Annotated in this window: 10 protein-coding genes; 7 read left to right on the forward strand and 3 right to left on the reverse strand. The window is 61.8% G+C overall.

What is annotated here, in order from left to right; all coding sequences use genetic code 11:
* Positions 1–44 precede the first annotated feature (44 nt).
* The 3 genes from AMA01_RS04315 to AMA01_RS04325 are packed head-to-tail and all read left to right on the forward strand — an operon-like array spanning position 45 to position 3,145.
* Positions 45–1,310: an ABC transporter substrate-binding protein gene (locus AMA01_RS04315; RefSeq protein WP_067847852.1), complete on the forward strand. Its 1,266-nt coding sequence runs from the start codon at positions 45–47 to the stop codon at positions 1,308–1,310.
* A gap of 58 nt (positions 1,311–1,368) precedes the next feature.
* Positions 1,369–2,301: a carbohydrate ABC transporter permease gene (locus AMA01_RS04320; protein WP_067847856.1), complete on the forward strand. Its 933-nt coding sequence runs from the start codon at positions 1,369–1,371 to the stop codon at positions 2,299–2,301.
* A gap of 1 nt (position 2,302) precedes the next feature.
* Complete coding sequence (locus AMA01_RS04325) at positions 2,303–3,145, forward strand: carbohydrate ABC transporter permease (protein ID WP_067847861.1); 843 nt, start codon at positions 2,303–2,305, stop codon at positions 3,143–3,145.
* Between the two features lie 70 nt (positions 3,146–3,215).
* Here the strand turns inward: AMA01_RS04325 and acnA are convergent, their stop codons facing one another.
* Positions 3,216–5,930, reverse strand: a complete 2,715-nt coding sequence (acnA, locus tag AMA01_RS04330) for an aconitate hydratase AcnA (protein WP_067847865.1) — start codon at positions 5,928–5,930, stop codon at positions 3,216–3,218.
* A gap of 241 nt (positions 5,931–6,171) precedes the next feature.
* A complete protein-coding gene (locus tag AMA01_RS04335) occupies positions 6,172–7,137 on the reverse strand; it encodes an MraY family glycosyltransferase (RefSeq protein ID WP_067847868.1) in 966 nt (321 codons plus the stop codon).
* 233 nt (positions 7,138–7,370) lie between these two features.
* Here AMA01_RS04335 and cyoE point away from each other — a divergent pair, with 233 nt between their 5' ends.
* From cyoE to ispG, 4 genes are all read left to right on the forward strand, one after another.
* On the forward strand, positions 7,371–8,297 hold the full coding sequence (gene cyoE, locus AMA01_RS04340) for a heme o synthase (protein ID WP_067847871.1): 927 nt from the start codon (positions 7,371–7,373) through the stop codon (positions 8,295–8,297).
* A 161-nt stretch (positions 8,298–8,458) separates the two neighbouring features.
* Positions 8,459–9,514, forward strand: a complete 1,056-nt coding sequence (locus AMA01_RS04345) for a zinc-dependent alcohol dehydrogenase family protein (protein ID WP_067847875.1) — start codon at positions 8,459–8,461, stop codon at positions 9,512–9,514.
* A 35-nt stretch (positions 9,515–9,549) separates the two neighbouring features.
* Positions 9,550–10,698, forward strand: a complete 1,149-nt coding sequence (locus tag AMA01_RS04350) for a zinc-dependent alcohol dehydrogenase family protein (RefSeq protein ID WP_067847879.1) — start codon at positions 9,550–9,552, stop codon at positions 10,696–10,698.
* A 64-nt stretch (positions 10,699–10,762) separates the two neighbouring features.
* Positions 10,763–11,848, forward strand: a complete 1,086-nt coding sequence (ispG, locus tag AMA01_RS04355; RefSeq protein WP_067847882.1) for a flavodoxin-dependent (E)-4-hydroxy-3-methylbut-2-enyl-diphosphate synthase — start codon at positions 10,763–10,765, stop codon at positions 11,846–11,848.
* Between the two features lie 72 nt (positions 11,849–11,920).
* Here ispG and AMA01_RS04360 read toward each other — a convergent pair whose 3' ends face one another.
* A complete protein-coding gene (locus AMA01_RS04360; RefSeq protein WP_230087983.1) occupies positions 11,921–12,154 on the reverse strand; it encodes a LysM peptidoglycan-binding domain-containing protein in 234 nt (77 codons plus the stop codon).
* Positions 12,155–12,262: the final 108 nt, after the last annotated feature.

A 12,262-nucleotide genomic window follows, 5' to 3' on the forward strand; every position in this document is an offset into this window, starting at 1 on the left:
GGAGACAAGCGGGGTCAAACCGAATCGTGGGAGGTTGAAAGGGCATGAAAAAACGACTGATGGGTATGGCGGGCGCAGCGGTGGTCGCGATGGGCGTGGTGACGGCGTGCGGCCAGGCGCAGAGCGCGCCCTCGAGTCAGGCGAATGTCGGCAGCGCGTCGGCGGCGCCCATTCATCTGACGCTGGGGATGTGGGCGTCGAGCCCGGCGGAGAAGCAGCTCGTGCAACGACAGGTCGCCCTGTTCGAAAAGGAAAACCCGAACATCAAGGTGAGCATCCAGGTCATCACGGGTAACTACCTGCAGGCGCTGCAGCCGATGCTCGCAGCCCACGACGCGCCGGACATCTTCTACGTGGATTCGTCCTACGCACCGACGCTTGAGGCGTCGGGAGCCATCATGCCGCTTGACAGTTTGATCAAGCAGGACCACGTGGATTTGTCCGACTTTCAGAAAAACTTGCTCGACGCGTTCACCTGGCAGGGGCACATCTACGGCCTGCCCAAGGACATGAACACGATGGCCTTGGAGTACAACCCGGCGCTCCTCGCCAAGGCGGGCATCCAGTCGCCGCCGAAGACGTTTGCTCAATTTGATCAGGACGCCGCGAAGCTGAAGGCCAAGGGCATTGTGCCGCTCGATATGCCGATTGACGTGGCGCGCTATTATCCGTTCATCGTCGATATGGGCGGGAGCTATTACAACAAGGCCACCAACCAGGCCACCTTCACCAACAAGGCGAACGCCGCGGGCCTCACATGGTTTATGAAAGAGATGGAGAACGGCAACTTCGTGACGCCGCAAGACCAAGGCGGATCCTGGGCGGGCGTGCCCTTCGCGGAAGGCAAGGCGGCGATGGCCCTCGAGGGCGCCTGGATTGTACCGTTCATGCAGCAGACCGCGCCGAAGATGAAGTACGGCATTGCGGACTTCCCGTCCCTCAACGGGCACGATGCCAACATGCTGTTCACGGTGGCGTACGAGATGTCGAAGTACACGAAAAACCCGGATGCCGCCGCGAAGTTGCTCTTCTTCATGACGGGCAAAGAGGCGCTCAAGATGACGGCCGACTCGGGCCTCGCCATTCCGTCCCGCACAAGCGAGCAGGGAGAGTTTCTGAAGAAGTATCCGTCCTATAAGGGCTTCGTGGACGGCCTCAAGGGCGCCATTCCGTATCAGTTCGGCACGCTCGGGCAGAACTTCCTTGATGCCATCAACAATGCCACGCAACAAGGCATCCTCAAGAAGGAATCGGCCCAGCAAGTCCTGAGCCAGGCGCAACAGACGCTCGCTTCGCAGATGAACGACTGACGCTCTACGCGGCGGGGCCGGCGGAGGCTCCGCCGCCGGGATCGAGGAGGGGGTTGGAATGAGCGTCGCAAACTCCGCTGCCGAGCGGGTCACGGGGCGCGGGCGGCGCATCCGTTGGAGCGTGGTGGAACAGGCGCTCGCCGGTTACCTGTTCATACTCCCCGCCATCGTGGAATTGGCCGTGTTTCTCCTGGGGCCCATCCTGTACGCCTTTGTCATCAGTTTCAAGCACTTTTCGTATCTGGATCCTTTGGACTCGCATTTCGTGGGATTCCTGAACTACGTTCACCTCTTCCAAGATCCGGTGTTTCTGCGAGCGCTGTGGAACACCACGGTGTACGCCCTCGTGGTGGTGCCGGTGCAGACTGCGATCGCCATGATGCTGGCCGTGATCGTCAACCGCATCCGCGGCAAGACGGTCTTCCGAGTCATCTACTATCTGCCGTCGATCACGTCGACCGTTGGCGTGGCGGTCATTTTCAGCTTTCTGTTCCAGCCGAACGGGCTGTTGAACCGCCTGCTGTGGATCGTGTTTCACATTCAGGGGCCCGACTACTTCAACAGCCCCATCTTCGCGTTTCCGGCCATCATGGCGGTCGCCGTGTGGACCACGGCAGGCCAGTTCATGGTCATCTATCTTGCGGCGCTGCAGGAGATTCCGGAAGAACTTTACGAAGCCGCGGCCATCGACGGCGCGCAAGGGTTCGCCATGTTGCGCTATATCACCGTCCCATCGCTGCGTCGGACGACGTTTTTGGTCGTGGTGCTCGGCATGATCGGCGCATTTCAGGTGTTCGATCTCGTCTACGTCATCTCAAGCGCCAGTTCGCTTCCGCAGCAGTACACCATGACCGTCGTCCTTGATCTGTTTGAAAAAGGGTTCCGCACCATGCAGATGGGCTACGCGTCCGCCATGGGCTTCGTTTTGTTTGCCATTATCTTGATTCTGACGCTGATTCAGCAGCTGTGGCTTGGAAGGGAGGACGGATGAGATGCGAATGGCCACGTCCGCACAGTCCCCATCCTGGCGACGCGCCGGCCTGTGGATGTACGTGATGGCTGTCATCTACGCAGCCATCTCCCTGGTTCCCTTTCTCTGGTCCATTTACACCTCTGTCAAGCCGACATCCGAGGTGTTTCAACTCTTTGCGCCCTGGCGGACCCTGACGCTGTCGAGCTACACGTCCATCTTGCAGAACTTCCCGTTTGGGCGCTGGTTTTTGAATAGCGCCATCGTGGCGTTCATCGTGACCGTGGGCAACCTTGTGGTCAACACGTTTGCAGGTTACGCGTTCGCGCGTCTGCGCTTTCCGGGCCGGGGCGTTCTGTTTTACGTCTTCCTCGGCGTCATGATGATTCCCGGACAGGTGGTCTTGGTTCCCATTTATATGTTGCTCGCGCACCTCGGCTGGATCGACACCTACGTCGGGCTCACCGTGCCCTTCTTGTTGAGCTCCACGATGGTCTTCCTGTCGCGTCAGTTCTTTCTCGGCATCCCGAAGGAGTTGGAGGAGGCGGCCCGGATCGATGGGATCGGGCACTTTGGAATGTTCTTTCGCATCATGCTGCCGCTCGCGCGCCCGCTCTTGGCCGCGCAGACCATTTTGACGTTCCAGGGCAACTGGAACTCCTTCCTCTGGCCGCTTCTCATCGGTCAAACAACGGACATGTACACGTTGCCGGTGGGGCTGAACTCGTTTTATGGGCAGTATAACGCGTACTGGAACAGCGTGATGGCGGGCATGGTCATGCTGACGCTGCCGATGATGGTGGTGTTCATCATCTTTCAGCGCCAATTCATTCAGGGCGTGTCTCAGGCAGGACTCAAAGGCTGACGAGAACTTGCGCCGACACACGCAAAAGGGGCTCCTCGTGGGAGCCCCTTTCTTGCGAGTGCGCGTTTCTTTACGCGTGCTGCTCGCGCATGAAGTTGCGCAGCACCGTTTGCAGGATGCCACCGTTGCGGTAGTAGTCCACCTCGATGTCGCTATCGAGCCGCACGAGCGCCTGGAATGTGAACGACGATCCATCCTCGCGTCCGACTTCAATTGTGACCGTCTGACGCGGCTTCAGGTCGTTCGACAGGCCCTTGATGGTGTAGACCTCGCGTCCCGTCAGGCCGAGCGTCTCCGCGTTCTGCCCGTCGATGAACTCGAGAGGCAACACGCCCATCCCGACCAGGTTGCTCCGGTGGATGCGTTCGAAGCTCTCCGCGATCACGGCCTTGACACCGAGCAAGTAGGTGCCCTTCGCCGCCCAGTCGCGGGACGAGCCTGTGCCGTACTCCTTGCCGGCGATGACCACCAGCGGCGTGCCGTCCGCTTTGTACTTCATCGCCGCGTCGTAGATCGGCATCACGTCGCCCGTCGGGAAGTACGTGGTGAAACCGCCCTCCGTGCCAGGCGCCACCTTGTTGCGGATGCGGATGTTGGCGAACGTGCCGCGCATCATGACTTCGTGGTTGCCGCGGCGAGACCCATACGAGTTGAACTCGTGGGGCTTGACGCCTTTGGCCTGCAGATACTGGCCAGCCGGGCTAGACGGCGCGATGCTGCCGGCGGGCGAGATGTGGTCCGTCGTGACCGAGTCGCCCAGGTACGCGAGCACGCGCGCCCCTTGAATCTCCTGGATGTCCGGAACCTCTTCCGACAGCCCCTCGAAGAATGGCGGCTCCTGGATGTACGTCGAGTTCGGATCCCACTCATACAGCTCGCCCTTCGGGACGTCGAGCTTGTTCCACCGCTCGTTCCGGTTAAACACGCTCTCGTATTCCTTCTTGAACATCTCCGGATTGATGATCTGCCGAATGACCGCCTGAATCTCCTCATTCGACGGCCAGATATCCTTCAGGAATACGTCGTTGCCGTTCTCGTCCTTGCCGATTGGTTCGTTGGCGAGATCGATGTCCACCGTGCCCGCGATGGCGTACGCCACGACGAGCGGCGGCGAAGCCAGGTAGTTGGCGCGCACCAGCGAGTGGATGCGCCCTTCGAAGTTGCGGTTGCCAGACAGGACCGCCGACACGAGGAGGTCGTTCTCCTGAATCGCCTTTGCCACCTCATCCGGCAGCGGGCCGCTGTTGCCAATGCACGTGGTGCAGCCGTAGCCGACGACGTCAAAGCCGAGCTTGGCGAGCGGCTCAAGCAGCCCGGCGCGCTCCAGGTAGTCCGTGACGACGCGCGATCCAGGCGCGAGCGATGTCTTCACGTAGCGCGGCGTCTTGAGTCCCTTCTCTGCGGCCTTCTTCGCCAGCAGACCTGCGCCGATCATCACGGACGGGTTGGAGGTGTTGGTACAGCTCGTGATGGCGGCGATCACGACCGCGCCGTGGTGAAGTTCGTCCTTCTGACCGTCCGGATACTCGACGACAGCCGTCTTGTTCCGCTGTTCCGCGACGCCAAATCCGCCCTCCGAGACCGGCTTCTCGAGCCCCGCTTCGAAATTCTTCTTCATATCGGAGAGGAAGATTTTATCCTGCGGACGCTTCGGACCCGCCATCGTCGGTTGAACAGAGCCGAGATCGAGCTCCAGTGTGTCGGTGAAGACGGGATCCGGCATGTCGTCGGTGCGGAACATGCCCTGCGCCTTCGCGTACGCCTCGACGAGCTGGATAAGCGAATCGTCGCGACCGGTCAGGCGGAGATAGTCGAGCGTCGCCTGGTCGATGGGGAAGAAGCCCATCGTCGCGCCGTATTCGGGCGCCATATTCGCGATGGTCGCGCGGTCAGCAACGCTGATGTTGGAGAGGCCGGCACCGTAGAACTCGACGAACTTGCCGACGACGCCCTTCTTGCGGAGCATGTTGACCACCGTCAGCGCGAGATCCGTCGCAGTCGCGCCCTCGGGGAGCTTGCCCGTCAGCTTGAAGCCAATCACCTCAGGCTGCACGAAGTAGAGAGGTTGACCGAGCATGCACGCCTCGGCCTCAATGCCACCCACGCCCCAGCCGAGCACGCCGACGCCGTTGATCATCGTTGTGTGCGAGTCGGTGCCGACGAGGCTGTCCGGGAAGACGACCTGCTCGCCGTCAACCGTCCGCTCCTGCACCACGCGCGCGAGGTACTCCAGGTTGACCTGGTGAACGATGCCCATGCCCGGTGGGACCGCGCGGAAGCTGTCAAATGCCGTCTGCGCCCAGCGCAGGAAACGGTAGCGCTCTTCGTTGCGCTCAAATTCCTTGGCGATGTTGAACTCGAGCGCCTCTTTGGAGCCGAACGCGTCCACCTGGACGGAGTGGTCGATGACGAGATCGACCGGGATGAGTGGGTTGATCCGCTTCGAATTGCCACCAAGTTTGTGCATGGCCGTGCGCATGGCGGCCAGGTCCACGACGACGGGCACGCCCGTGAAGTCCTGCAGCAGGATTCGCGCGGGCTTAAAGGGGACCTCGGACTTCGCCGGGTTCTGCGCGTTCCAATTCGCGAGTTCGCGCACATGCTCCTCTGTGATGACACGGCCATCGTACTGGCGGAGCACAGATTCAAGCAAGATTTTGATGGAAATGGGGAGGCGGGAGATGTCGGCTACGCCCTGCTCCTGAAGAGCGTTCAGGCGGTAGTAAGTGTAGGATTTCCCGCCGACGGCGAGGTTCTGTTTGGATTGAAACAGATTGGCGCCCACCTTACTCACTCCTTCTATGTAGGTTCTGCCTCTATTTTGCGACGCGTCCCCCGCATCTGTCGAATCCTCATCCAGATTGCCGATACCGATATCGAAAACCTGCGAGGCGAGGGCTTGGAAGCGTTCGCACGAGACGAGTCCTCTGTCACTCTACTACCATGGAGGAATTTACGCAAGGCGAAGAGTCCCAGTTGTAGGGGGCACAAAAAACGCCCGGCTAGGCGCCGGGCGCGGCGATTCGTTACCCCCGATTCAGAAGCAGTACGAGCATCGACACGAGCGAAAAACAAGCGCTGATGAGGTAGACCACAGTCACCGTCTGTACCTGCGTCAGCCCGAGGCGCAAGAGCCAGTGGTGCACGTGGTTCTGATCCGGCTTGTACACCGGCCGGCCGGCCCGCGCGCGGAGCAATACGACGCGTACGGCGTCGAAAATGGGCACGCCCAGGGCAAGAATGGGCACGCCGATGGACACAACGGTGGCTGACTTGAACGCGCCAACCGAAGCGATGGAGGCGAGCAGATAGCCGAGCACGGTCGATCCGGCGTCCCCCATGATGATGCGCGCGGGATAAAAATTGTGGCGCAGGAAGCCGACGGCCGCGCCGGTCACCGCAATGGCGAACCAAGCGGACGCGCTGTCACCCTTGATGAGCGCCACAAAAAACAGCGTCGTCGCCGAAATGGCCGCGATGCCGGCCGCGAGGCCATCGACGCCGTCGAGAAAGTTGAAGACGTTCGTCACGCCCACGATCCACAGGAGCGTGAGGAAGAGCGAAAGATAAGGGGGGATGGCCACGAAGTGGTGACCGCCGAAGGGAGACGTGAATCCCTGAATCGCGCCGCCGAAAAGCGGCACCATGAGGGCCGCAAGGATCTGCACCACGAAGCGAATGCCGACAGAGAAGTCCTTGCCTCTCGTCTTGTAATAATCATCAAGAAGGCCTATCACAAAGAGCATCGCTGCGCCGATTACGACGCCGATGTAGGGCGTTTCGAGCCAATTCTTCCAGAGCGCCCCCGCGATAAACGCGCCGAGGACACCTGCGAAAATGGCCGCGCCTCCGAGTAGTGGCAGCGGGTCCCGGTGAATTTTTCGCTCGTTTGGAAGATCGACAAAACGGTATCGGAGCGCGATTTTTCGCATGTGCGGCGCCAACAGGTAGGCGAGCGCGAAAGCCACAATACCCGACAGCCAAAGGGGCATACGTTTCTCTCCCTAGCTCGTGTCATTCCACGGCAATTATACTAAACAGGACCCTTGCGGGCTATACTGCAATCTGTGTCTTTTCAGGGGCCAAAGTATGTCTGTTGGATGACAAATGGGGCACAGCCGTTGTGTTTCCGCGCACTCTTTGCAAACATAGTGGACGGAAACGAAGGTCAGCGTGCGGCGATCATCGACTCTCGTGGCCTCATGGCGAAGGATGTGATGAACCGTTGCAAGCAAACGGCGTTGTGTATCAGGAGCCCCCGAAGGGCGTAGAATCCGCGCGGGCCACGCTTCGCGATTATCTTTCCATTATGAAGTGGGGCATCACGGTCGCCAACCTCATGGCGACGTTCGCCGGGCTGTGGGTGGCGTCCGGCGGCCATCCGCCGCTCACCATCATGCTGTTCACGCTCGTCGGCACGATGTTCGTGGTGGCAGGAGGCGCGGCACTGAACAATTTTTACGATCGCGACATCGATCAGCGGATGCCTCGGACAAAGATGCGCGCCGTCGCGCGAGGCAAAGTGTCCCCGGGTGTCGCGCTCGGCATCGGACTCACCATGAGTGCTGTTGGCCTCGCGGTGCTGCTCGTCGGTGTGAATTGGCAGGCCGCCGTCTGCGCGTTTGTGGGTCTGTTCGTATATTCCTACCTGTACACCGTATGGTTCAAGCGGCACACCACGTTGAACACGGTGCTCGGCGGCGTGTCCGGTGCGATGCCACCGCTCATCGGGTGGGTGGCTGGAAGCGGCGGGACGCTGTCTCTGGCGGCCTGGTGCATGTTTTTCACCTTCTTTTTGTGGCAGCCGCCTCATTTCCTGCCTCTCGCGATGAAAAAGACGGAGGATTACCGAGCGGCTGGCGTGCCGATGCTCCCGGTGGTCCGTGGATTTCGCGAGACGAAGCGGCAGATTGTCTTCTACACGGCGGCCATGGTGCCTGTCTCGCTGATGCTCACCGTGCTCGGCGCCGAGGGATGGCTGTACTTCGTCGTCATGGGTGCGCTCGGACTGTGGTTTTTGTACCTCGCGGTCAAGGGGTTGCTTGTCCCTCCGGAGAAGGACATGGAGTGGGCCAACCAGGTCTTCCGCTTTTCGCTCATCTATCTCACCGCGCTCTGCATCGTGTCGGTGCTCTCGGTCTCCATCCTGTGATGAAAGAAGCCCCTGCGGCGGGCCGCGCGTCCGTCGCAGGGGCTTCGCGCCTCTATCATCCTATTGACATCACCGACGGAGTCCGCTTTCCTAAGAGTGTAAACGATTTCGGGCATCGTAAGTGGATTGTTCTATTTCATAGTTGAAAGGATGTTGCAACTGTGAAAGCGGCACGCCTGCACGCATTCCAAACGCCATTTTCCATCGAGACCATCTCAGATCCCGAGCCAGGCCCGGAGGACGCCGTCGTTCGGGTCCGCGCGGCCGGCGTCTGCCGGAGCGATCTTCACATCTGGCAGGGGGAACTCGCCTGGGTGGGGATTCGCCCGCAGCTGCCCATCATCCTTGGCCACGAGTTCGGCGGCGAAGTGGTGGCGGTGGGGAGCGGTGTCCGCCGCTTCGCGGTGGGCGATCGCGTCACCGTCCCGTTCCACAACGGCTGCGGCCGCTGCCCGCAGTGTCAGTCGGGCAGGTCGAATCTGTGCGACGAGTTCGGATTCTACGGCGCCACGTATGACGGGTGTTTCGCGGAGTATGTCCGCGTGCCAAACGCGGACGTCAACCTCATCCGTTTACCGGACGAGGTCGATTTCGTGACTGCGGCCGCCATGGGGTGCCGATACATGACGGGCTTTCATGCCGTGATGCGCGGCCGCGTCCAGCCCGGCGAATGGGTGGCCGTGCACGGCGCTGGCGGCGTCGGACTGTCCGCGATTCAGGCGGCTCACGCCATCGGCGCTCAGGTGATTGCCGTGGACATCGACGACGAAAAGCTGGAGAAGGCGCGGGCCGAAGGCGCCGCGGTGACCATCAACAGTCGGCGCGAGGAACGCGTGTTCAAGGCCATCAAGCAGGTCACGCGCGGAGGCGCGCACGTGAGCATCGACGCGCTCGGGCTCGCCGAGACGGTGTTCAACTCCGTGCGGTGCCTGCGCAAAGGCGGGCGCCACGTGCAGGTCGGCCTCACCTCGTCGGCTGAACAGGGCATGGTGGCACTGCCGGTCGACATCATGACCACGGGCGAGATCGAGTTCATCGGAAGCTTTGGCAACCCGCACGTCGCCTTCGACGGCTTGTTGCGCCTCGTGGCCGCGGGCAGGCTCCGGCCCAAGGCCCTCGTGGAGCGCGAGGTGGGCCTCGCTGAGTTGAACGACGTGTTCGATCGCATGCTGCGCTTTGAGACGAAGGGCTTCAACGTGATCACGTCGTTCGTGTGAGGCTTGGGACATCATTTCGAAGGGGGACGTCGACCGTGCAGACGCGAGCCGCTGTCCTGATGGAGATGGGGGCGAGGCCGCCCTATGCATCAACAAGGCCGCTTCGCCTGGAGACGCTGGAACTGGAACCGCCGGGGCCGGGCGAGGTCCTCATCCGGGCGCGCGCCGCCGGCCTGTGCCACTCGGATCTTTCGGTCATCGAAGGCGCCCGCCCGCGGCCGATGCCGATGGCCCTCGGCCACGAGGCGGCTGGCGAGGTGGTGGAACTCGGTGAAGGGGTGAACGACCTCGTGCCGGGCGATCACGTCGTCTGCGCCTTCGTGCCAAGCTGCGGGCACTGCGGCCCCTGTCAAGAGGGCCGGCCGGCGCTCTGCGAGCCGGGCGCCGAGGCGAACGGCCGCGGCACGCTGCTCTCCGGCGCGCGCAGGCTGCGCCTTGGCCAAGAGCCCGTCCATCACCACCTCGGCGTATCGGCGTTCAGCGACTACGCGGTCGTCTCGCGCCGCTCGCTCGTGAAAATCGATCCGTCCCTTCCGTTTGAGCACGCGGCGCTGTTCGGCTGCGCGCTCATGACGGGCGTCGGCGCGGTCGTCAACACGGCGCGCGTCCCCGTGGGCGCCTCGGTCGCCATCGTGGGCCTCGGCGGCGTGGGGCTCGCCGCGCTGCTTGGCGCCGTGGCTTCCTCCGCCCGTCATATCGCGGCCATCGACGTGAATCCCGAGAAGCTCGCGTTCGCGCGCGAACTCGGCGCGACGCACACGTACGACGCGCGCGATCCCGGCGTGATCGACATGGTGCGCGCCGATTCGGCGGGCGGCCTGGAGTACGTGTTCGAGACGGCGGGCTCCGTCGCCGCCATGAAGACGGCGTTTGCCGTGACGCGGCGCGGCGGGACGACCGTGACCACAGGGCTGCCGGATCCGCGCCACGAGTGGAGCGTGCCCCAGGTACTCCTCGCGGCCGAGGAGCGCACGATTCGGGGCTCGTACGTGGGGAGCTGCATCCCGTCCCGCGACATTCCGCGCTTCATCTCGCTGTTTCAGCAGGGAAAACTCCCCGTCGACCGGCTGGTGTCGGACGTGATCGATCTCGACCACATCAACGAGGGCTTCGATCGCCTCGCCGCGGGTCAAGCGGTGCGCATCGTCGTGCGCATGAGCGAGCATGATCCGCGTATTGGTTGAAGGACGGGCCCTCGTTCGGTAAGATCCGTGGTGGGACCTCATCACGTAGCGGGGAGACGAGAGTATGTATCGTCGCTGGGAGACGAAGCCGGTTCGCGTCGGCGACGTCGTGATCGGCGGGAGTAATCAGGTTATTGTGCAGAGCATGACGACGACCAAGACGGCGGACGTGAAGGCGACGGTGGAGGAGATTCACCGTCTGGAGGACGCTGGCTGTCAGGTCGTGCGGGTGACGGTCAACAACCGCGAAGCTGCTGAGGCTATCAAGGAAATCAAGCGGCAGATCCATATACCGCTTGTCGCAGATATTCACTTCGATCACCGGCTCGCGCTCGAGGCCATCAAAAACGGCGTCGACAAGGTGCGCATCAACCCGGGCAACATCGGCAAGCGCGAGAAGGTCGAGGAAGTCGTCAAGGCGTGCAAGGAGCGCGGGATTCCCATTCGCATCGGGGTCAACGCGGGATCGCTTGAAAAACACATCCTCGAGAAACACGGTTACCCCACCGCGGAGGGCATGCTCGAGAGTGCCGAGCATCACGTGAAGATCCTGGAGGATCTGGATTTTGACGATATCGTCATCTCGATGAAAGCTTCCGACGTGCCGCTCGCCATTGAGGCGTATCGTCTGGCGGCGGAGCGGTTCCGCTATCCGCTTCACCTCGGCATCACCGAGTCGGGCACCATATTCGGCGGCACCATCAAGAGCGCTGCGGGCCTCGGGACGCTTCTCCACATGGGCATTGGCAACACGATTCGCGTGTCGCTCTCCGCGGATCCGGTCGAGGAAGTCAAGGTGGCGCGCGAGCTCTTGAAGGTGTTTCACATCGTCTCGGACGCGGTGACCATTGTGTCGTGCCCGACGTGCGGGCGGATCGACATCGATCTCATCAGCATCGTGAACGAGCTCGAGGATTACGTGCAGAAGGTCCGGGCACCCATCAAGGTGTCGGTGCTTGGGTGCGCCGTGAATGGCCCGGGTGAGGCGCGCGAGGCGGACATCGGCATCGCGGGCGCGCGAGGCGAAGGGCTGCTGTTCCGCAAGGGGCAGGTCGTGCGGAAAATTCCGGAGCAGGATCTTCTCACCGAGCTGAAAAAAGAAATCGATACGATGGCGAAGCGGTACGCGGAGACGGGATCCATCTGGTGATCGCGGACGCGCGCCCGACTGTCGGCGTGATCGGCAGGCGGGCGCGCTTTTTTTGTGCGATTTTGCACGCGTTCAGTACCAGCTCTTGTGGTGCGAGTGCATGTCGTGATGCATGCCGTGGTGATACGAGCCCGACTTGACGTCCTCGTAGTGCTTGCTCGGGATCTTCAACACCTGGCCGGGGTAGATCATGTTGGGGTTCTTGATGCCGTTGGCTCGGACGATGGCCGACACGGTGGTGTCGTACTTGACGGCGATGTTGCCGAGTGTGTCACCGGGTTGGACGATGTACTTAACCACTGTCATCCCTCCTCTGTGCGTGGTTCGTTCCAACGTATGCGGATGTGCCGGGACTTGCCGCGGATGCACGCCTAGATTCACTAGTTGCAATGTGAGCTCGTGTCCGATATGCTT

Source organism: Alicyclobacillus mali NBRC 102425, from assembly GCF_001570745.1.
Classification (GTDB): Bacteria; Bacillota; Bacilli; order Alicyclobacillales; family Alicyclobacillaceae; genus Alicyclobacillus; species Alicyclobacillus mali.